Annotated in this window: 21 protein-coding genes and 1 pseudogene; 21 read left to right on the plus strand and 1 reads right to left on the minus strand. The window is 62.7% G+C overall.

Features of this window, described 5'->3' with window-relative positions:
• The first annotated feature begins 49 nt into the window (after positions 1–49).
• From R2669_RS21220 to cysM, 16 genes are all read left to right on the plus strand, one after another.
• Positions 50–610 (plus strand): DUF2059 domain-containing protein, encoded by a 561-nt coding sequence (locus R2669_RS21220; RefSeq protein WP_012761551.1) that lies wholly within the window; start codon positions 50–52, stop codon positions 608–610.
• A 113-nt stretch (positions 611–723) separates the two neighbouring features.
• Entirely contained in the window at positions 724–1,860 is a 1,137-nt protein-coding gene (gene serC / locus R2669_RS21225) for a 3-phosphoserine/phosphohydroxythreonine transaminase (RefSeq protein WP_316888176.1), read from the plus strand.
• An 87-nt stretch (positions 1,861–1,947) separates the two neighbouring features.
• A complete protein-coding gene (gene pheA / locus R2669_RS21230; RefSeq protein WP_147218099.1) occupies positions 1,948–3,063 on the plus strand; it encodes a prephenate dehydratase in 1,116 nt (371 codons plus the stop codon).
• Positions 3,064–3,115: 52 nt separating this feature from the next.
• Positions 3,116–4,240, plus strand: a complete 1,125-nt coding sequence (gene hisC, locus R2669_RS21235; RefSeq protein WP_316901940.1) for a histidinol-phosphate transaminase — start codon at positions 3,116–3,118, stop codon at positions 4,238–4,240.
• Positions 4,241–4,337: 97 nt separating this feature from the next.
• Positions 4,338–5,246 carry a prephenate dehydrogenase gene (locus tag R2669_RS21240; protein WP_316901941.1) on the plus strand — a complete coding sequence of 303 codons (909 nt, stop codon included), beginning with the start codon at positions 4,338–4,340 and terminating at the stop codon, positions 5,244–5,246.
• Between the two features lie 26 nt (positions 5,247–5,272).
• Entirely contained in the window at positions 5,273–6,577 is a 1,305-nt protein-coding gene (aroA, locus tag R2669_RS21245) for a 3-phosphoshikimate 1-carboxyvinyltransferase (protein WP_316901942.1), read from the plus strand.
• A gap of 25 nt (positions 6,578–6,602) precedes the next feature.
• Complete coding sequence (gene cmk / locus R2669_RS21250) at positions 6,603–7,298, plus strand: (d)CMP kinase (protein ID WP_316901943.1); 696 nt, start codon at positions 6,603–6,605, stop codon at positions 7,296–7,298.
• Positions 7,299–7,433: 135 nt separating this feature from the next.
• On the plus strand, positions 7,434–9,122 hold the full coding sequence (gene rpsA / locus R2669_RS21255; RefSeq protein ID WP_027677877.1) for a 30S ribosomal protein S1: 1,689 nt from the start codon (positions 7,434–7,436) through the stop codon (positions 9,120–9,122).
• 45 nt (positions 9,123–9,167) lie between these two features.
• Positions 9,168–9,596 carry an integration host factor subunit beta gene (locus R2669_RS21260; protein WP_147218083.1) on the plus strand — a complete coding sequence of 143 codons (429 nt, stop codon included), beginning with the start codon at positions 9,168–9,170 and terminating at the stop codon, positions 9,594–9,596.
• 182 nt (positions 9,597–9,778) lie between these two features.
• Entirely contained in the window at positions 9,779–10,102 is a 324-nt protein-coding gene (locus R2669_RS21265; RefSeq protein ID WP_147218081.1) for a LapA family protein, read from the plus strand.
• A 3-nt stretch (positions 10,103–10,105) separates the two neighbouring features.
• Positions 10,106–11,380, plus strand: coding sequence for a lipopolysaccharide assembly protein LapB (gene lapB, locus R2669_RS21270; RefSeq protein WP_316888171.1), 1,275 nt, complete (start codon positions 10,106–10,108; stop codon positions 11,378–11,380).
• A 64-nt stretch (positions 11,381–11,444) separates the two neighbouring features.
• Positions 11,445–12,809 (plus strand): UDP-glucose dehydrogenase family protein, encoded by a 1,365-nt coding sequence (locus tag R2669_RS21275; RefSeq protein WP_316901944.1) that lies wholly within the window; start codon positions 11,445–11,447, stop codon positions 12,807–12,809.
• 38 nt (positions 12,810–12,847) lie between these two features.
• On the plus strand, positions 12,848–13,780 hold the full coding sequence (gene rfaE1 / locus R2669_RS21280; RefSeq protein WP_051530813.1) for a D-glycero-beta-D-manno-heptose-7-phosphate kinase: 933 nt from the start codon (positions 12,848–12,850) through the stop codon (positions 13,778–13,780).
• 18 nt (positions 13,781–13,798) lie between these two features.
• A complete protein-coding gene (gene rfaD / locus R2669_RS21285; protein WP_147218072.1) occupies positions 13,799–14,794 on the plus strand; it encodes an ADP-glyceromanno-heptose 6-epimerase in 996 nt (331 codons plus the stop codon).
• A 138-nt stretch (positions 14,795–14,932) separates the two neighbouring features.
• A complete protein-coding gene (locus R2669_RS21290) occupies positions 14,933–15,256 on the plus strand; it encodes a ComEA family DNA-binding protein (protein WP_316874176.1) in 324 nt (107 codons plus the stop codon).
• Between the two features lie 111 nt (positions 15,257–15,367).
• On the plus strand, positions 15,368–16,270 hold the full coding sequence (cysM, locus tag R2669_RS21295; protein ID WP_316901945.1) for a cysteine synthase CysM: 903 nt from the start codon (positions 15,368–15,370) through the stop codon (positions 16,268–16,270).
• A 71-nt stretch (positions 16,271–16,341) separates the two neighbouring features.
• Here the strand turns inward: cysM and mltB are convergent, their stop codons facing one another.
• The gene (gene mltB, locus R2669_RS21300) at positions 16,342–17,466 is read right to left on the minus strand and encodes a lytic murein transglycosylase B (RefSeq protein WP_316874177.1); all 1,125 of its coding nucleotides are present in this window, start codon (positions 17,464–17,466) and stop codon (positions 16,342–16,344) included.
• 130 nt (positions 17,467–17,596) lie between these two features.
• Between mltB and R2669_RS21305 the strand changes: the two genes are divergently transcribed.
• From R2669_RS21305 to R2669_RS21325, 5 genes and pseudogenes are all read left to right on the plus strand, one after another.
• The gene (locus R2669_RS21305; RefSeq protein ID WP_316901946.1) at positions 17,597–18,520 is read left to right on the plus strand and encodes a histone deacetylase family protein; all 924 of its coding nucleotides are present in this window, start codon (positions 17,597–17,599) and stop codon (positions 18,518–18,520) included.
• A 166-nt stretch (positions 18,521–18,686) separates the two neighbouring features.
• A complete protein-coding gene (locus R2669_RS21310) occupies positions 18,687–19,736 on the plus strand; it encodes a methionine ABC transporter ATP-binding protein (protein ID WP_316901947.1) in 1,050 nt (349 codons plus the stop codon).
• The gene (locus tag R2669_RS21315; RefSeq protein ID WP_027677866.1) at positions 19,726–20,379 is read left to right on the plus strand and encodes a methionine ABC transporter permease; all 654 of its coding nucleotides are present in this window, start codon (positions 19,726–19,728) and stop codon (positions 20,377–20,379) included. Before R2669_RS21310 ends, R2669_RS21315 begins: the two co-directional genes overlap by 11 nt.
• A 33-nt stretch (positions 20,380–20,412) precedes the next feature.
• Entirely contained in the window at positions 20,413–21,213 is an 801-nt protein-coding gene (locus R2669_RS21320; protein ID WP_316888164.1) for a MetQ/NlpA family ABC transporter substrate-binding protein, read from the plus strand.
• Positions 21,214–21,402: 189 nt separating this feature from the next.
• Positions 21,403–21,577: pseudogene (locus R2669_RS21325) on the plus strand (electron transfer flavoprotein subunit beta/FixA family protein); the annotation flags it as partial.

The following is a 21,577-nucleotide window of genomic DNA, read 5'->3' on the forward strand; positions in this document are numbered from 1 at the left end:
TGCGTCACACGCCCGGCCTAAACGCAACGCTTATCTCAAGGGAGCAACAATGCACAAGAGTCTCAAACTCAAACATCTGATCGTGGTGGCCGGTTTCGCTCCGCTGTTTGCATTCGCGCAGGCTGGCGACGCTGACAAGACGGCAGCCATCAAGGACCTGCTGACGACGATGAACGTCGACGCAGCCATCAAGGGTCAGGGTGAAGTGCTGGCCAACGGCGCAAAGCAGGAGGCCCCGCTGGTGCTGGAGCAGGCTCTGGTCGAGAACAAGACTTTGAACGACAAGCAGAAGCAAGCGGCTGTCGACAAGCTGAAGAAGAATGGCGCTGTGCAACGCATGACCGACGGCGCTGGCAAGGACTTCGACACGGAAGCCTTCCGCAAGGACGCGCTGCAAGCCCACTATGACTCGCTGGGCAAGTACTACTCGACCCAGGAAATCAAGGACCTGACCACGTTCCTGAAGACGCCGAGTGGCCAGAAGTTCATGGCTAACCAAGGCAAGGCCATGCAGGAAGTGTGGGGCAACGTGATGCAGAAGTACGGTCCGCAAGTCGGCAAGAAGATGCGCGACATGGCTGACAAGGAAGTTGCCGCTGCTGCGAAGTAATTGACCGGCATAGACAGACGATCGGGACACAATCCCCGTCGGGCTGTCAGTTGGTAGATAATGGCTGTTTGGGTTTGCGCCCAGACAGCCATTTTTCTTTTGCCCTTCGTCCTATGAACCAAGCGGATCGAGCCCTCCAAGCCAGCCAGGCGCGTGTGTACAACTTTTCGGCAGGGCCGGCAGTGCTGCCGCTCGAGGTGCTGGAGCAGGCGAAGGAGGAGATGGTCTCCTGGCACGGCAGCGGCATGAGCGTGATGGAAATGAGCCATCGCGGCCGCGAATTCGAAAGCATTCTGGCGGCAGCGTTCAGCGATTTGCGGCAGCTGCTGGCGGTGCCGGACAATTACGAAATCCTCTTCCTGCAAGGCGGTGCCATCGCCGAAAACGCGATCGTGCCGCTGAACTTGATGCGCCGGCTGTCGGCCGATGCGCCGAAGGCGGATTACGTCGTCACCGGCACGTGGTCGATCAAGTCGCAGCAGGAGGCGCGCAAGTACGGCGAGGTGAACATCGCTGCCACGAGCGAGGCCGAGCGCTTCCACAAGATCCCGGATGTATCGACCTGGAAGCTGTCGTCGGATGCGGCCTACGTGCACCTGTGCACGAACGAAACCATTGTTGGCGTTGAATATCAGGAGACGCCCGATGTCGGCCAGGCGCACGGGCGTGTGGTGGTGTCCGACGTGTCGAGCCACATCCTCTCGCGGCCGATCGACTGGAACGGTTATCAGGTGCTGTACGGCGGCGCGCAGAAAAACATCGGCCCGGCCGGATTGACCATCGCTATCGTCCGCAAGGACCTTCTGGGCCACGCGCATCCGCTGTGCCCGTCGGCATTCAACTGGCGTCTCGTGGCCGAAAACGGCTCCATGTACAACACGCCGCCCACTTACGCCATCTACATCGCCGGGCTCGTGTTCCAGTGGATCAAGCGTCAGGGTGGGGTCGAGGCGCTGGAGACGCGCAACATCATCAAGTCGAAGATGCTCTACGACTTTATCGACGCCAGCAGCTTCTACCGCAACGAAATCCATCCGACGTGCCGGTCGCGCATGAACGTGCCGTTCTTCCTCAACGACGAATCCCGCAACGAGGCCTTCCTCACGCAGGCGCGCGAGCGCGGGTTGGTGCAGCTCAAGGGCCACAAGTCCGTGGGCGGCATGCGGGCGAGCATCTACAACGCGATGCCGCTGGAAGGCGTAGAGGCACTGGTCGACTTCATGCGTGACTTTGAAAGAGCGTCCGCGTAACGCTGATCCTCGATCACGGCAGAACATTGCGCGAAGCGCCCGCTTCGCGCGGCAATTTGCAATCCGTTGCCGAACCCGATTCCTACAATGACCAGTCAGTCAGACGATACGAAGCAAAACAAGGACGCCGCATTGGCGGCGGAGCTTGCGCCGTTGCGCACGCAGATCGACGCCATCGACAACCAGCTGCTTGCCCTGCTTTCCGACCGCGCCAAGGTGGCGCAGGAAGTGGGCGAAGTGAAGAAGCGCTATTCGTCGCCGGCGTTTCGGCCGGACCGCGAACTGCAGGTCATTCGCAAGATGCAGTCGGGCAATCAAGGGCCTCTGCACGACGAGAGCATCGCCGCCATCTGGCGTGAGGTGATGTCGGCGTGCCGCGGCCTGGAACAGGCGCTGCGCATCGGTTACCTCGGCCCCGCAGGCACGTTTTCGGAGCAGGCGGTGATCGCGCATTTCGGCCACGAAATCCAGCCGATGCCGTGCCCGAGCATCGACGAGGTGTTTCGTGCGGCGGAGTCCGGCACGGTCGATTGCGGCGTGGTGCCGGTCGAAAATTCGACGGAAGGCGTGGTGTCGCGCACGCTCGATCTGTTCTTGCAGACGTCGCTGAAGATCAGCGGCGAAATTGCGCTGCGGGTGCATCACAACCTGCTGCACAAGACGGGCGACATGTCGCAGGTGAAGGTGGTGCGTGCGCATGCGCAGGCGCTGGCGCAGTGTCAACGGTGGTTGAACACGAACTATCCGAACCTGCCGCGCGAGGCCGTGTCGAGCAACGCCGAGGCTGCGCGCATGGCTGGCGAGGACGAAACGGTGGCCGCGCTGGCAAGCGTGCAGGCGGCCAACCGCTACGGGCTGCACGTGGTGCGTGCCAATGTGGAAGACGATCCGCACAACCGCACGCGCTTTGTCGTGATTGGCAATTACGAGACGGAGCCGAGCGGGCGTGATCAGACGTCGTTGATTTTGTCGGTGCCGAACGAGGCCGGTGCCGTCTACAAGTTGCTGGCGCCGTTGGCCGAGAACGGCGTGTCGATGTGCCGTTTCGAGTCGCGCCCGGCGCGCAGCGGCGCGTGGGAGTACTACTTCTACGTCGACGTGGAAGGCCATCAGCGCGACCCGCAAGTAGCGCGCGCGCTGGAAAAGCTGCGTCATGACGCGGCGTATTTCAAAGTGTTGGGGTCCTATCCCTCGGCACATTGAGGGATTCAAGGCGCTCTGCACGGGCAGAGCGTCGATAACGGAGGAGCACCCCATGTCTTTGCAGTTCGGCCCCGAGTATGTCCGCGCCATCGCCCCTTATGTGGCCGGCAAGCCGATTTCCGAAGTGGCACGCGAGTTCGGCTTGGATGCCGCGCGCATCGTCAAGCTCGCGTCCAACGAAAACCCGCTGGGCATGCCGCAGTCAGCCAAGAACGCGATGGCTGCGGTCATTGATGAACTGGCGCGCTATCCGGATGCCAACGGTTTCAGCCTGAAAGCCGCGCTGCATGCCAAGTTTGGCGTGCCGGAAACATGGATCACGCTCGGCAACGGCAGCAATGACATCCTTGAGCTGGCCGCTCGCGCGCTGGTGTCGCCGGGGCAGGCTGTGATTTACGCGCAGCATTCGTTTGCCGTGTATGCGCTGGCGGCCCAGGAAGTGGGCGCGCGCGCCATCGAGGTGCCGGCCCGCGATTACGGCCACGATCTCGACGCGATGGCCGCTGCGATCACGCCAGACACGCGCCTGATCTACATCGCCAATCCGAACAACCCGACCGGCACCTTCCTGCCGGCCGATGCGATTGCCGCGTTCCTGGCCAAGGTGCCGCCGACGGTCGTCGTCGTGCTAGACGAGGCGTACAACGAATTCCTGAACCCGGAGCAGCAGTACGACTCCGTTGCGTGGGTCCGCCAATACCCGAACCTGCTGGTGTCGCGCACGTTCTCCAAGGCGTACGGGCTGGCCGGCCTGCGTGTGGGCTACGGCATTGCGCAACCGCAGTTGACCGATCTGCTCAACCGGATTCGCCAGCCGTTCAACGTCAACAGCCTGGCGCAAGCCGCGGCGGTAGCGGCGCTCAACGATGCGGAGTTTCTGCGCCAATCGGCCGAACTGAACGCAGCCGGCTACGTGCAACTGACTAACGCCTTTGATCGGCTGGGTCTGCAGTACGTACCGTCATCAGGCAATTTTGTCCTGGTGCGCGTGGGTGATAACACGAGCGCCGGTGCGCGCGTGAACGTTGCATTGCTCAAGCAAGGGGTGATCGTGCGTCCGGTCGGCAACTACGGCTTGCCGCAATGGCTGCGCATCAGCATCGGCTTGCCGGAAGAGAACGCCACATTCATCGCCGCCCTGGAGGCAGCGCTGGCGCAGGAAAAAGCGGCCGCGTAACTTCCGCTGCGACCGCCGCAGCGCCCCGTATCAGGCATCGAGCGCCGCGCACATCGGGCTACAATGCCGCTTTGCTTTTTTCTAGCAGGGCGGTGTTGTGGCCTCTTCTTTTTCCAGTTCCCGGTTGGTGATTGTCGGCGTCGGCCTGATTGGCGGCTCGCTGGCGCTCGGGTTGCGTCGAGCCGGTGTGGTCGGGCGTGTCGTCGGCGTCGGGCGATCGGCTGCGTCGCTTGAGGCGGCGATCCGACTCGGCGTGATCGACGAAGCCCTGCCGATGGAAGAGGCCGTGCGCGGCGCCGACATGGTCGTGCTGTGCGCGCCTGTCGCCCAGACGCTGCCGTTGCTGCTGGCCATGCAACCGCATCTGGGCCCGGACACCATCGTCACGGATGCCGGCAGCACCAAGTCCGACGTCATCATGGCTGCCAAGACCGCGCTGGGCGACCAAGTCAGCCAGTTCGTGCCGGCCCATCCGATCGCCGGTCGTGAACTGAACGGCGTGGAGGCCGCGTTGGCCGATCTCTATGTCGGCAAAAAGACCGTGCTGTGCCCCCTGCAGGAGAACCGCCGCAGCGATGTCGCCCGTGTGCAGGCGATGTGGGAAGCGGCGGGTGCCTACTGCCACATCATGTCGGCCGTGCAGCACGACGCCGTGTTCGCTGCTGTCAGCCACTTGCCGCACGTGCTGTCGTACGCCCTGGTTGCGCAGATCATCAATGCCGAAGACGGTGCGCTCAAGCTCGATTTCGCAGGCGGCGGCTTCCGTGATTTCACGCGTATCGCCGCATCGTCGCCCGAAATGTGGCGTGACATCTGCCTATCGAATCGCGAAGCGCTATTGCGCGAACTCACCACCTACGAAGCGGTGATCGGCCGCATGAAGGCCATGATTGCGGAGCGCGACGGCGCAGCGCTTGAGCGAGTGTTCCGCCGGGCCAGCGAAGCGCGCCTGGCGTGGCCGCAACGGGTCGCACCCGGCAATGCCGCGGATGCGCAATCCGAATAACGTTTTGTTTTGAACTGAGTGGATTCATGGAACATCTCGACGTCGGCCCCCTGAAGACGGCGCGCGGCACCATCAAGCTGCCTGGCTCGAAGAGCATCTCCAATCGTGTGCTGCTGCTCGCCGCGCTCGCGCAGGGCGAAACCGTGGTGCGCGACCTGCTCGACTCTGACGACACGCGCGTCATGCTGGATGCGCTTGGCAAGCTCGGCGTATCGGTCGAAGGCCTGGGCGACAACGCGTACCGTGTGACCGGCACCGGCGGCCGTTTCCCGAACAAGTCCGCCGACCTCTTCATGGGCAACGCGGGCACAGCCATCCGTCCGCTGACGGCCGCGCTGGCGCTGCAAGGCGGCGAATACACGCTGCACGGCGTGCCCCGCATGCACGAACGGCCGATCGGCGACTTGGTCGATGGCCTGCGCCAAGTCGGGGCGCGCATCGACTACACGGGCAACGAAGGTTATCCGCCCCTGGCGATCCACGCCGCGCCGGTCAGGATCGACGCTCCGATTCGCGTGCGCGGCGATGTGTCGAGCCAGTTCCTGACGGCGTTGCTGATGGCGTTGCCGCTGGTGGGGGCTGCTGGCAACGTCACCATCGAAGTGGTTGGCGAGTTGATTTCCAAGCCGTACATCGAGATCACACTGAATCTGATGGCGCGCTTCGGCGTGCAGGTCGCGCGGGACGGTTGGTCATCATTCACCGTGCCGACGGGCGTGGCCTACAAGGCGCCGGGCGAGATCTTTGTGGAAGGCGATGCCTCGTCGGCGTCTTACTTCCTGGCCGCCGGCGCGCTCGGCGGCGGGCCCGTGCGCGTGGAGGGCGTTGGCATGTCGAGCATCCAGGGCGATGTCCGCTTTGCCGACGCGCTGAACCGCATGGGCGCCAACGTCATGGCTGGCGGCAACTGGATCGAAGTGCGCGGCGTCGAGCGCGATGACGGCAAGCTGCACGCCGTCGAGTTGGATTGCAACCACATTCCAGATGCGGCAATGACGTTGGCGGTCGCTGCGCTGTTTGCCGACGGCACGACCACGCTGACGAACATCGCGAGCTGGCGCGTCAAGGAAACCGACCGCCTGAGCGCCATGGCCACCGAACTGCGCAAGCTCGGCGCCGAAGTGGAAGAGGGCGCAGACTACATTCGCGTGACGCCTCCGTCGCAATGGACGCCGCCCGCCGGCGGCATCGACACCTACGATGATCATCGTATGGCGATGGCTTTCTCCTTGGCGGCGTTCGGCCCGGTGCCGGTGCGGATCAACGACCCGCGCTGCGTCGGCAAGACGTTCCCGGAATACTTCACGGCGTTCGGTGGCATCACCGCTTGACCCGCAATTACTGCCAGCACCCACCATGTCCGACACTGCCGCTTCCACGCCGTACCCGGTCATCACCATCGACGGTCCGACCGCATCGGGCAAGGGCACGGTCGCCCACCAGGTCGCTGATCTGCTTGGTTTTCACCTGCTGGATAGTGGGTCGCTGTACCGGCTGGTGGCGCTTGCCAGCATGCGCGAGAACATCGACGACCATGACGTTGACAGCCTCGTGCGTATCGCTCGCGACTTGGATGTGCGTTTCAAGGCAGACCATATCTGGCTCAAGGGTGAAGATGTGAGCTTGGCTTTGCGTCATGAGTCGGTCGGCAACCAGGCTTCGGCCATCGCCGTGCATGGCGCGGTGCGTGAGGCGTTGCACGCACGTCAGCGGGCGTTCCTTGAGGCGCCCGGCTTGGTGGCTGACGGCCGCGACATGGGCACGGTGGTTTTCCCCGAAGCGGTGCTCAAGGTGTTCCTGACGGCGAGCGTGCAGGCACGCGCCGAGCGGCGCTATAAACAATTGATTGCAAAGGGTTTTTCTGCTACAGTGGAAAGTCTTTCGCAGGACTTGGAGACGCGTGATTTGCGGGATCGTACCCGCAGTGTCGCGCCGCTGCGCCCGGCGCAAGATGCGCGGCAACTGGATTCGTCCGACATGACGGTCGATGAAGTGGTCGCGCAGGTACTGGACTGGTACCGCCAGGTGCAGGGCGCCAACAAGGCGAACTGAACCGGCTGAACTGGTTCGATCTCGGTGCCGGTGGCATGTCGCTGCCGGCGGTTGTTCAACTCGTAACCCCGCATGCGTGTCTTCGCCCATTCTGCGAAAGCAATGCGAGGCATGTTCTGCGGATGCCTATCTTTTATGTCCCAAACTAACGAATCTTTTGCCGCCCTGTTCGAAGAGTCGATCGCCAAGTCCAATATGAAGGCTGGCGAAGTGATCTCTGCGGAAGTTGTGCGTATCGACCACAACTTCGTCGTTGTGAACGCGGGCCTGAAGTCTGAAGCTTTTGTTCCGGTCGAAGAATTCCTGAACGATCAGGGCGAGCTGGAAGTGCAAGTCGGCGACTACGTTTCGGTCGCGATCGACGCACTGGAAAACGGCTACGGCGACACCATCCTGTCGCGCGACAAGGCCAAGCGTCTGGCTTCGTGGCTGAACCTTGAGAAGGCACTGGAATCCGGCGAGATCATCTCCGGTACCGTGACCGGCAAGGTCAAGGGCGGTCTGACCGTCATGGTCAACGGTATTCGTGCATTCCTCCCGGGTTCGCTCGTCGACGTGCGTCCGATCAAGGACACCACGCCGTACGAAGGCAAGACCCTCGAATTCAAGGTCATCAAGCTGGATCGCAAGCGCAACAACGTTGTGCTGTCGCGCCGTGCCGTGGTTGAAGCCACGCTGGGCGAAGAGCGTCAGAAGCTGATGGAAACGCTCAAGGAAGGCGCGATCGTCAACGGTATCGTCAAGAACATCACCGACTACGGCGCGTTCGTGGATCTGGGTGGCATCGACGGTCTGCTGCACATCACCGACCTGGCATGGCGTCGTGTGCGTCACCCGAGCGAAGTGCTGTCGGTTGGCCAGGAAATCACCGCCAAGATCCTCAAGTTCGACCAAGAGAAGAACCGCGTCTCGCTGGGCGTCAAGCAACTGGGCGAAGATCCGTGGGTCGGCATCTCGCGCCGCTACCCGCAAGGCACCCGCCTGTTCGGCAAGGTGACCAACCTGACCGACTACGGCGCGTTCGTCGAGATCGAAGCCGGCATCGAAGGGCTGGTCCACGTGTCGGAAATGGATTGGACCAACAAGAACGTTGCTCCGTCCAAGGTTGTCCAGCTGGGCGACGAAGTGGAAGTCATGGTGTTGGATATCGACGAAGACAAGCGTCGTATCAGCCTGGGCATGAAGCAGTGCAAGGCCAACCCGTGGGACGATTTCGCGCGCAACCACAAGAAGGGCGACAAGCTGGCCGGCCAGATCAAGTCGATCACCGACTTCGGCGTGTTCATCGGTCTGCCGGGCGGCATCGATGGCCTGGTGCACCTGTCGGATCTGTCGTGGCAAGAGACTGGCGAAGAAGCCGTTCGCAAGTACAAGAAGGGCGACGAAGTGGAAGCCGTTGTGCTGGCCATCGACGTCGACAAGGAACGCATCTCGCTGGGTATCAAGCAACTGTCGGGCGACCCGTTCAACAACTTCATCTCGACCAACGACAAGGGTTCGATCGTGCAGGTCACGATCAAGGCCGTTGATCCGAAGGGCGCCGTGGTGCAGCTGGCTGACGACGTCGAAGGCTACCTGCGCGCCTCGGAAATCTCGAGCGACCGCGTGGAAGATGCCCGCAACGTGCTGAAGGAAGGCGAAACGATGACCGCGATGATCGTCAACATCGATCGCAAGTCGCGCAACATCAACGTTTCCATCAAGGCGAAGGACAGCGCCGACCAACAGGAAGCGATGCAGAAGTTCTCGGCGGATACCGGCGCAGCTGGTACCACGAACCTCGGCGCGCTGCTGAAGGCCAAGCTGAACGAAACCAACCAGTAAGCATCCGCTGGGTCGACCCTAAAGAACGACGAGGACGCGCGCACGATGCCCATGACCAAGTCCGAACTCGTGGAAAAGCTGGCCGCCCGCTTTCCGCAGCTGCTGCTGCGGGACGCCGATATCGCGGTCAAGACGATCCTGGATGCGATGTCCGACGCCTTGGCGGACGGCCACCGTATCGAGATCCGCGGTTTCGGGAGTTTCGGTCTGAATCGTCGTCCGCCCCGCGTCGGTCGCAATCCCAAGTCCGGTGAGAAGGTGCTGGTCCCCGAAAAGCGGGTGCCGCACTTCAAAGCGGGCAAGGAGTTGCGCGAACGGGTTGACCGCAGCCTCGAGCGACAAGGCGAGCCTTCTTCGGAGGGCGAGTCTGCTGTGTCGCTCGCGGCTGTAAAGGCTGCGCGACAGGTTGACAGCACCCGCCAGGCTGCCGGTTTTCCGGTAGACACCGCGGTGCCGCTGGCCATGTCGCGCTGAGGCCAGGCAGCATTTGGTAGTTTCAGGAACGCCCCGCTCGCCGGGGCGTTTTTTATTCTGGGAGTGCTTGTCTGCCGCCAAGCCTGGCGTGGCTTGCCGGCATATGAATCCGCTACAATGCGGCACAACACGGCAATCGCGCCGCATCCGGCTGCTGCACCGCCGCCCGTTTCCGAATCCGCATGAAATTTCTCGTCTGGGTCATCCGCATCCTGTTGTTTGTGCTGCTCTTCGTGCTGGCACTGCACAACACGGCGGAAGTCTCGCTCGTGCTGCCGTTGGGCGTGGTCTGGCACGCACCGTTGATCCTGATCGCCTTGGCGTTCTTTGTCGCCGGTATCTTGCTGGCCATGCTGGCGATGGCGCCGCGCGTCATGCGGCATCGCTTCACGGCAAGCCGCCTGCGTCGCCAGATCGGTCGCATGGAGAAGGCCGAAGAGGTGACCGAGGTGCCGACGCCCGTTGTTGCCGATTCTCCGTATCACGTTCCCGGCCCCAAGGTCTGACGCATGGATTTTGATCTCTGGTGGCTGTTAGCCATCCCCCTGGTGTTTGGCTTGGGCTGGGTGGCTGCGCGGCTCGACGCTCGCCAGTTGCGCACCGAACAATCGTCGCTGCCGCGCTCGTATTTCAAGGGGCTGAATTTCCTGCTCAACGAGCAGCCCGACAAGGCGATCGACGCCTTCATTGAAGTTGCGCGGCTGGACCCGGAGACCACGGAACTGCACTTTGCGCTCGGCAGCCTGTTCCGCCGGCGCGGCGAAACGGAACGCGCCATTCGCGTTCACCAAAACCTCGTCAATCGTCCCGATCTGCCGTCCAATGAACGCGATCACGCGTTGTTTGAACTTGGGCAGGATTTTCTGCGCGCGGGCCTGCTGGATCGCGCCGAGGAATCCCTGCGCATGCTGATGGAAGGCACATTTGCCGAGCCAGCCAAGCGCGTGCTGCTCGAGTTGTATGAAGTCGAGAAGGAGTGGCGCAAGGCCATTGACGCCGCCCGAGAATTGCAGAAGCTGCAAGGCAAGGATTACGCCGTGCAGATCGCGCAGTTCTGCTGCGAAGTTGCGCAGGAAGCGCTGCAACGCAAGGACGTGCCGACCGCCGTCGAATGGCTGGAGCGTGCGCTGCAGGAGAATCCCAAGAACGTGCGCGCCACCATCCAGTTGGGCGATGTGGCGCAAGGGCAGGGCGATGTTGAAGGCGCCATCAAGCGTTGGCGCAGCATCGAGCAGCAAAACACGGCGTTCTTGCCGCTGGTGGCCGAACGGCTGATGAAGGCCTACACGCAGCTAGGCCGCGCCGCCGAGGGGCTGGCCTGGCTGCGCTCCAAGATGGACGCACGCCTGGGCCCCGAACTGCTTGATACCGTCTACAAATACGAATTGGACGTACACGGCATCGATGATGCGGTGGCGCTGATGCGCGACCAGATCCGTCGTCAGCCTTCGTTGATGGCGTTGACGCGGCTGGTGGAAGCCGAAGCGACCCGTGCGTCTGAGGCCGTTGGCCATGAAGCGCCCGCGACAGTCGATGTGGCGGAGAGTGCGCTGGCTGACCCGGTCGAAGCGGGAAGCAACGCCGACATCCAGCGCGCGCAGGATCTCGGCGCGATCCGCGATCTGCTGCAAAGCCGTACCCGCAATCTGGCGCGCTATACCTGTCAGGAGTGCGGTTTCCGCGCACGTCTGTTCTATTGGCAGTGCCCGGGCTGCAACCGTTGGGAAACGTATGCTCCCCGCCGTACTGAGACGCTCGGCGGCAGTGGCGGCGCCAGCATGTAATTCAGTCCGGCGCGGTAGGTGTGTAGCGGCCGCGCTGGCGCTTTTTTAATTTTTAAGTGTTCGTATGAAAATCACCATCATCGGTAGCGGTTATGTCGGTCTGGTCACCGGCGCATGTCTGGCGGAGCTGGGCAACGATGTGTTCTGCCTCGACGTCGACCAGAAGAAGATCGACCTGCTGAACGCCGGCGGCGTGCCCATCTACGAACCGGGCCTCAAGGAGCTGATCGAGCGTAACCGCGCGGCTGGCCGCATCCAGTTTTCGACCGACGTGGCTGCCAGCGTGGCGCACGGCGATGTGCAATTCATCGCTGTTGGCACGCCGCCCGATGAAGACGGCTCGGCCGACCTGAAATACGTGCTGGCGGCTGCCCGCAACATCGCCCAGCACATGACGGGCTTCAAGGTGATCGTCGACAAATCGACGGTGCCCGTGGGAACGGGCGACAAGGTGCGCGCTGCGGTTCGGGAAGTGCTGGCAACGCGTGGCAAGTCGGACGTCGGCTTCTCGGTGGTATCGAACCCTGAGTTCCTGAAAGAAGGCGCCGCGGTGGACGACTTCATGCGTCCGGATCGCATCGTGCTCGGCACGTATGGCGATAACGACGGTCTGCGCGCCAAGGCCATCATGCGCACGCTCTACGCGCCGTTCAACCGCAACCACGAGCGCACGTTCTACATGGACCTGCGCTCCGCCGAGTTCACCAAATACGCCGCCAATTCGATGCTGGCCACGCGCATCTCGTTCATGAACGAGATGGCCAATCTCGCCGACAAGGTGGGCGCTGACATCGAACTCGTTCGCCTGGGCATCGGCTCCGACCCGCGTATCGGCTACAGCTTCCTGTACGCCGGCACCGGCTACGGCGGTTCGTGCTTCCCCAAGGACGTGCAGGCGCTGGTGCGCACGGCGCAGGAGTACGGTCAGACGCTGCATGTGCTGGAAGCCGTTGAAGCCGTCAACGACAAGCAGAAGGAAGTGCTGGTCGGCAAGATCGAAGACCGCATGGGCGCGGACCTGACGGGCCGCACGTTCGCCATTTGGGGCCTGGCGTTCAAGCCGAACACTGATGACATGCGCGAGGCTCCGAGCCGTATCCTGATTGCCGCGCTGCTGGCCCGTGGCGCACGGGTTCAAGTGTATGACCCCGTTGCGATGGAAGAAGCTCGTCATGCGCTGGGCCTTGATCTTTCTGCTGAGCAACTGGAACGTGTGACGTTCTGCGCCGGTCAGATGGACGCGCTCAAGGATGCCGACGCGCTGGTCATCGTGACCGAGTGGAAGGCATTCCGCAGCCCGGACTTCAACGCCGTGAAGGCCCTGTTGAAGACGCCGATGGTGTTCGACGGTCGCAACCTGTTCGAGCCGCAAGCCATGCGCGAAGCGGGCTTTGAATACCAGGCCATCGGGCGTTCCACCCAATCGTAATCACCAAGAGCCACCGGCCGCTGCCGACGCCCAGACACATGACCACGCTCGCTTCCGAACAGATCCACGCCGCCCGCATTCTGGTGGTCGGCGACATGATGCTCGACCGCTACTGGTTTGGAGACGTCGACAGGATTTCGCCGGAAGCGCCGGTGCCCGTCGTGCAGATCAAGCGCCAGGACGAACGCCTTGGCGGTGCCGCCAACGTGGCGCGCAACGTGGCGGCGCTCGGCGCGCAGGCGGCCATGCTCGGTGTGATTGGCGACGATGAGCCGGGCCGGAGCATCGAAACGCTGCTCGGCGAGAGCCACGTCACCGGTCACCTGCATCGGGATCCGGCGGTCAACACGACGATCAAGCTGCGCGTGCTGGCACGTCAGCAACAATTGATTCGCGTCGATTTCGAGAACGCGCCCACGCACGAAGTGCTGATGTCGGTGCTCGACCGTTTTTCCACGCTGGTGCCGCAGCACGACGTGGTGGTGCTGTCGGACTACGGCAAGGGCGGTCTCACGCATGTCGGCAAGATGATCGAGACGTCGCGCCAGGCGGGCCGCCGCGTGCTGGTGGACCCCAAGGGCGACGATTATTCGCGCTACAGGGGCGCCACCATGATCACGCCCAACCGCGCTGAAATGCGCCAGGTGGTCGGCTCGTGGAAGTCGGAACAAGACCTCACCATCCGTGCACAGAATCTGCGCCGCGAACTGCAGCTCGAAGCGCTCCTGCTTACGCGTTCGGAAGAGGGGATGACGCTCTACACCGAACACGAAGTGCTGCATGTGTCGGCGCAGGCGCGCGAGGTGTTCGATGTTTCGGGCGCGGGCGATACCGTCATCGCGACGCTGGCCACGCTGCTGGGCGCCGGCGCAAACATCAAGGAAGCCGTGCAGTACGCGAATCGCGCCGGCGGCATCGTCGTCGGCAAGCTGGGCACGGCCGTCGTCACGCACGCAGAACTCTTCAACTGATCACCTGATCAACAGATCATGACCATCATCGTCACCGGCGCGGCCGGCTTCATCGGCGCCAACATCGTCAAGGGCCTGAACGAGCGCGGCGAGACCGACATCATCGCCGTCGACAATCTCACGCGGGCCGACAAGTTCAAGAACATCGTCGACTGCCAGATCAGCGATTACCTGGACAAGACCGATTTTGTCGAACGCTTTGCGCGCGGCGAGTTCGGCAAGGTCCGCGCGATCTTCCATGAAGGCGCCTGCTCCGACACCATGGAGACCGATGGCCGCTACATGATGGACAACAACTACCGCTACTCGTTGGCGGTGATGCGCGCGTGTCTGGACCAGGGCGTGCAGTTCCTCTATGCGTCATCGGCGGCCACGTACGGCGCGTCGGAAACCTTCCGCGAAGAGCCCGAGTTCGAGCGGCCGCTGAACGTGTACGGCTATTCCAAGCTGCTGTTCGACCAAGTCGTGCGCCGTGTCATGCCGACCGCGCTGTCGCAGATCGTCGGCTTCCGTTACTTCAACGTCTATGGCCCGCGCGAGCAACACAAGGGGCGCATGGCGTCGGTGGCATTCCACAACTTCAACCAGTTCCGCGCTGAAGGCACCGTCAAGCTGTTCGGCGAGTACAACGGCTATCCGCAAGGCGGCCAGATGCGCGATTTCGTGTCGGTGGAAGATGTGGTGAAAGTCAACCTGTTCTTCTTCGACAATCCGGACAAGTCGGGCATCTTCAACCTCGGAACGGGCCGCGCGCAGCCGTTCAACGACATCGCCACGACAGTCGTGAACACGCTGCGCGGAGCAGAAGGCAAGCCTGCGCTTTCCACCGAAGAACTGGCACAGGAAGGGCTCATCGAGTATGTGAAGTTTCCCGATGCATTGCGTGGCAAGTATCAGTGCTTCACACAGGCTGATCAGTCCCGCCTGCGCGCAGCGGGCTACACGGCGCCGTTCCTGACGGTCCAGGAAGGCGTGGAGCGGTACTGCCAGTGGCTGTTGAAGCAGCCGGCCTGATTCCATAGCCGCCGCCAACAATCAGACAGCGTGTGACTTTTTATTCGTTTCCTGCGGCGTCGCCACGGCCTCTTTAAGATGTGTCGAAACCGCCACCCCGTGTGGCGGTTTTTTATTCCCAACACCAAGGAGAAACACATGTTGAAGAAGCTGTTGGCCACCGCGTTGATGTCGCTGTCGATGCTGTCGGCCTCGTGGGCCGCTGTAGACGTGAACACCGCAGACCACGCAGCGCTGGAGACGTTGTCCGGCATCGGCCCCAAGCGTTCCAAGTCGATCATTGAAGAGCGCACCAAGAACGGGCCGTACAAAGACGCCGCCGACTTCAAGGCTCGGGTGGCCGGCATTGGCGACAAGACGCTCACCAAGCTGGAAAACGAAGGCCTGACGTTCGGCGCACCGGCTCCGGTACCGGCACAGGCGGCCGCCAAGAAGGACGGTAAGGAAGCGAAGAAGAAGTAAGCGCGACAGTCATCCTGCCGCAACGCCCCGCGCCGAGCGGGGCGTTTTGCCATGTGCGGGGCAGGGATTTTGGCTGCATTACAATGGCCGGATTCCCGTCCCCCACGCATCATGGCCTATCTCACCATCGAAGACACCATCGGCAACACACCGCTGGTTCAGCTCCAACGCATTCCCGGCGAAGGCAACGCGCGCCGCGGCAATGTCATCCTCGGCAAACTTGAGGGCAATAACCCGGCCGGCTCGGTTAAGGATCGCCCAGCGCTGTCCATGATCAAGCGCGCTGAAGCGCGAGGCCGCATCAAGCCGGGCGATACGCTGATCGAATCGACGTCGGGCAATACCGGCATTGCGCTGGCCATGGCTGCCGCCGTGCGCGGCTACAAGATGGTGCTGATCATGCCGGAAGACCTGTCGGTGGAGCGCCGCCAGAGCATGGCGGCTTACGGCGCAGAGATCATCCTGACGCCCGTCAAGGGCGGGATGGAATACGCCCGCGACTTGGCCGACGCGATGGAGAAGGAAGGCAAGGGCGTCATCCTCGATCAGTTCGCCAACCCCGACAACCCGCTTGCGCACTACGAGACCACCGGCCCCGAACTGTGGCGCGACACCGAAGGCCGCATTACGCATTTCGTTTCGGCGATGGGCACGACGGGCACGATTACCGGCGTCTCGCGCTTCCTGAAAGAGAAGAACGCCGACATCCAGATCATCGGCGCGCAGCCGGAAGAGGGTTCACGCATCCCCGGGATCCGCAAGTGGCCCGAAGCGTACATGCCGAAGATCTACGATCCCAAGTACATCGATCGCACCGAGCCGGTGAGCCAGTCCGACGCCGAACACATGGCACGTCGCATGGCTCGTGAAGAAGGCATCTTCTGCGGAATCTCCGCGGCCGGCGCGTTGTGCGTGGCACTGCGTGTAGCTGAGGAAGTCGAGAACGCCACGATCGTTTTCGTGGTGTGCGACCGGGGCGATCGTTACCTGTCGACGGGCGTCTTCCCTGCCTGACGGGACGCCGCATCGCCATTAAAAAAAGCGCAGCAGCCAAAGCTGCGCTTTTTCATTTGCGCTGACGGCCATCAACCCTGCATCGCCTGCCGCACGGCCTGGCCCAGCTCGTACACCGCGGCCGCGTAGAAGAAGCTGCGGTTGTAGCGCGTCAGGACGTAGAAATTGCGTAGGCCGACACGGTACTCGGTCGGTTGACCAGGTGTGGGCAGATCGATCATCAGCACTTCGGTTTCCTGCTCGCGAGCGACATCGACACCGGGAGCCAGCGCCAGGCCGGCGCGTGTGAGCTTGGATAGCGTCATGCCTGGATACGGCTGGCCGTCTGCAGCGGCGGCCGCAATGCCCTGGCTGTCGGCATCGCGGGCAATGTTCCACATCACGGGGCGGTTCGGCTCCCAGCCGTGCATCTGAAGGAATCGCGCGACGCTGCCGATGGCGTCCACCGCGCTGTTGCGCAGATCGATGTGGCCGTCGCGGTCGTAATCGATGGCGTATTCGCGGATGCTGGTCGGCATGAACTGCGGAATGCCGACTGCGCCCGCATACGAACCCAGGACCGAAAACGTGTCCGTGCCCGTGTCCCGGCACCAGAGCAGGAAATCCTTCAACTGGTTGCGGAACATCGTGCTGCGGTCTTCGCGGTTGGGCGTGTCGGGGTAGTCGAAGGCCAGCGTGGACAGCGCATCCATCACGCGGAAGTTGCCCATGTCGCGGCCGTAGATGGTCTCGACGCCCAGGATGCCCACGATCACGTCGGCCGGTACGCCGAATTCGTTTTCGGCGCGGCGCAGCGTATCGCCGTATTGCTGCCAGAAGCGCACGCCGGCGCCAATCCGGATGGGTTCGATGAAGCGGCCGCGATACGCCGTCCAGCTCCGACGCGACGGTGTGGCCGGCGGCAAGATCAGACGCGCCACCGTGGCGGAGTAGGCCGTGCCCGCAAACAGCGTATCGAGCGAGGTGCGGTCAAAGTTGTACTGCGCGACCAGCATGCCGATGAAGGCCTGCGTTTGCGGATTGTTGCGATAACGATCGGGGTCGATCTCTTCTTCATGCACCGCGACGCGGCGCTTGGGCGATTTGGCGGCCTTCTTGGCAGCCAGCGAGAGTGCCGGGAAGGAGAGCGCGGAGAGCGCTGCGCCAGCCACCAGGGCGCGCAATATGGGACGACGGAAAGAAGGCGATTGGCTCATGGGCGGGCTTCAAACGGGATCGGGGCATTGTAGCGGATGCGTCTGTGGGATCGCCCGGGCGCGCGGCGTTGTCGCACAGCCGTGCTAACGTAGCGGCTGGAGACACTGAAGCACACCGGATCACAACAACATGGCGACCGGCCTCTACACGCATCCCGAATTCCTCCGGCACGAGATGGGACCGCACCATCCCGAATGCCCGGACCGCCTGCGCGCGATCGAAGACCAGCTCATCGCCAGCCGGATCGACGACCTGCTCGTTCCCTGCGAAGCGCCTCCCGCGACCGAGGCGCAGCTGTGCCGCGTACATCGCACCGAGTACGTGCGCGAGCTGGTGGCCAGTGTGCCGATTGCCGGCTACATGTCGATCGATCCCGACACCTCGATGAATCCGCACACCTATATGGCGGCGGTGCTGGCTGCAGGTGCCGCGGTGGATGCCACCGACAAGGTCATCGCCGGCGAACTGGAAAATGCCTTCTGCAGCGTCCGCCCGCCTGGCCACCATGCCGAGCCCGGCCGCGCGATGGGCTTCTGCTTTTTTAACAACGTCGCCGTGGCCGCGCGCCATGCGCTCGAGCATCACGGCTTGCAGCGCGTGGCAATCGTCGACTTTGATGTGCACCACGGCAATGGCACCGAAGCGGCATTTATCGACGAGCCGCGCGTGCTGATGTGTAGCATCTTCCAGCACCCGTTCTATCCGTACTCTGGCTCCGAAACGGTGGCGGCCAACATGGTCAACATCCCGCTGCCGGCGTACACCAATGGCCTGACCGTGCGTGAGGTGGTGGAAACGATCTGGTTGCCGCGCCTCGACGCGTTCCGGCCCGAGATGCTGTTCATCTCCGCAGGCTTCGATGCGCACCGCGAAGATGATCTGGGCCAGATGGGCCTGGTCGAGGCGGACTACGCCTGGATCACGCAGCAGCTCATGCAGGTGGCCCGCACGCATGCCAAGGGCCGCATCGTCAGCTGCCTGGAAGGCGGTTACAACCTCAGCGCGCTCGGCCGCAGTGTCGTGGCGCACGTCAAGGCGCTGGCGGAGCTTTAAGCGGTCCACGATGACGAATCGTCGATGTCATTTGAAAAAGTAATAAAGACATCGTTAAAGAATCGTTCCTCGCATGTAGGGCCTGCCTTACACTAGCGCCTCATTCCAACAAAAAAGAGACGGCAACGGCCTCGAAACAGGGCGGTTGCCGTTTTTGTCTGTACGCATGATCGAACTTAAGGGGATATCGCAGCACTTCCGGGGAGCGGGCGGCCATGACGTCCACGCGCTGCGCGACGTCGACCTGACCATCAATCGGGGCGAGATTTTCGGCATCATCGGGCGCAGCGGCGCGGGCAAGAGCACGCTGGTCCGTGTCATCAACCTGCTGAATCGGCCGACCGCCGGCACCGTCACCGTGGCGGGGCAGGAACTCACTGCACTGAACGCCGATGGGCTGCGCCAGGCGCGCCGCAAGATCGGCATGATCTTCCAGCACTTCAATTTGCTGTCGTCGCGCACCGTGTACGACAACGTGGCCTTGCCGCTGGAGTTGGCCGGCACATCGCGCGAACGCATCCGCGAGATCGTCTTGCCGCTGCTCGAACTGGTGGGCCTGTCCGCGCACAAGGACCGCTATCCCGCGCAGATTTCCGGTGGCCAGAAGCAGCGCGTCGGCATTGCGCGCGCGCTGGCGAGCCAGCCGGATGTGCTGCTCTCCGACGAGGCAACCTCCGCGCTCGACCCGGAGACGACGCGCTCGATTCTGGACCTGCTGCGCAAGATCAATCGCGAGCTTGGCTTGACCATCGTGCTGATCACGCACCAGATGGAAGTCATCAAGCAGGTGTGCGATCGCGTGGCGGTGCTCGACGCCGGCCGCGTGGTCGAGCTTGGTCGCGTCATCGACGTGTTCCTGAAGCCTGAGCACGACGTGACGCGCGCGCTCATCGGCGAGGTGATCTCGCAAGAGCTGCCGCCTTCCGTTCTGGCGCGCGTTGAAAGCCGCCTTACAGCACGGGAGCACGGGGGGCGTGACCACCTGTTCCGCCTCGCCTTTACCGGCGCAGGCGTGGACCAGCCCGTGCTGGCCCAGGCGATCCGCAACTACGGACTCGACTTCAACATCCTGCACGGCCATATCGACGAGATTCAAGGCCAGGCGTTTGGCTCGCTGGCGATCCTGGCATCGGGCGATACCGCTGACATCAACAACGCGATGAACTTCCTGCGCGAGCAGGGCGTGGTGGTCGAGGAGATCAATCATGTGGTCTGACCTGACCGATCTGTTTTTGCCCGCCTTCTGGGAAACGCTTGCCATGGTCGGCGTGTCGGGCGGTATTGGCGCGCTGTTCGGCGTGCCGCTGGGCGTGCTGCTGTATCTGACGACTGCGGGCGGCGTGTTGTCGGCACCGGCGTTCAATCGCGTGGCCGGCCTCGTCGTCAATGCCGTGCGGTCGGTGCCGTTCATCATCCTGCTGGTCGCGGTGATTCCGTTCACGCGCTTGCTGGCCGGCTCGTCCATCGGCACCGCCGCGGCCATCGTGCCGCTGACGATTGCTGCGATTCCGTTTGTTGCGCGCCTCGTCGAGACTGCGCTGCGCGAGGTCGACCGTGGCCTGATCGAAGCCGCGCAGTCGATGGGCGCGACGACCGGACAACTCGTCTACAAGGTGCTGCTGCCGGAAGCGATGCCGGGCATCCTGGCCGGTCTGACGATCACCTTCGTCAGCCTTGTCGGCTACTCGGCCATGGCGGGCACCATCGGCGGCGGCGGCCTGGGCGACCTGGGTATCCGCTACGGCTATCAGCGCTACGAATCGGACATCATGCTGGCGGTTGTCGTCATCCTGATCGTCTTTGTGCAGGCGGTGCAATCGACGGGCGATTGGCTCGTGCGCCGCCTGAGCCACCGTTAATCACTCAATCGACAGACACAACGAGGAAACACAATGAATCGCCGTCAACTGCTGCAATGGTCCGCGAGCCTTGGCGCCGCATTGGCACTGGTCGCAGGCAGCGCGCTCGCGCAGGGCAAGCCGATCAAGATCGGCGTGACCGCCGGCCCGCACGCCGAGATCATGGAAGAGGTGAAGAAGGTTGCCGAGAAGGACGGCCTGAAGCTCCAGATCGTCGAATTCAACGATTACATCCAGCCGAACGCGGCCCTGGCTGCCGGTGACCTGGACGCCAACAGCTATCAGCACCAGCCGTATCTGGATGACCAGATCGCCACGCGCGGCTACAAGTTCGTGAGCGTCGGCCAGACGATCACCTTCCCGATGGGCATCTACTCCAAGAAGATCAAGTCGCTGAAGGAGTTGAAGGACGGCGCGCGCTTCGGTCTGCCGAACGACCCGACCAACGGCGGCCGCGCGCTGCTGCTGCTGCAATCGCAAGGCGTGATCAAGCTCAAGTCGAACGCCGGTTTCAAGGCTTCGCCGCGCGACGTGGCTGATAACCCGAAGAAGCTGAAGTTCGTCGAGCTCGACGCCGCGCAACTGCCTCGCTCGCTGGATGATCTGGATGCAGCCGCCATCAACGGCAATTACGCTGAAAAGGCCGGCCTGGACCCGACCAAGGACGGCATCGCCATCGAAAACCCGAAGGGCCCGTATGCCAACGTGATCGCCATCCGCGTGGCCGACAAGGATCAACCCTGGGTCGCCAAGCTCGTGAAGGCGTATCATTCCGACGCCGTGAAGTCCTTCGTTAAGACGAAGTACAAAGATGCGGTGATTGTGGCTTGGTAATCACTTCGTGATCCTTCGGTGATCCGGTAGAGGGTTCTACCAAACAGATTGCCGGACGTTTGACTGGCGTCCGGCAAATTTTCGCGGTTAAAATAGCACGACCGTTCGGAAAAATTACGCGAGCGACCGGCCCCCCTTATAATGGCCGGCGTTTTGCAAAATCGTCTTATCAATTAGTGGAGTGAGCGCATGAAAGTCCTGGTCGCAGTCAAGCGCGTGATCGATTACAACGTGAAGGTTCGCGTGAAGACGGACGGCAGCGGTGTCGATCTTGCCAACGTCAAGATGAGCATGAACCCGTTCGACGAGATCGCCGTGGAAGAAGCGGTCCGCCTGAAGGAAGCGGGCGTCGCTACCGAAGTGA

The organism is Ralstonia edaphi (assembly GCF_958350185.1).
Taxonomy (GTDB): domain Bacteria; phylum Pseudomonadota; class Gammaproteobacteria; order Burkholderiales; family Burkholderiaceae; genus Ralstonia; species Ralstonia edaphi.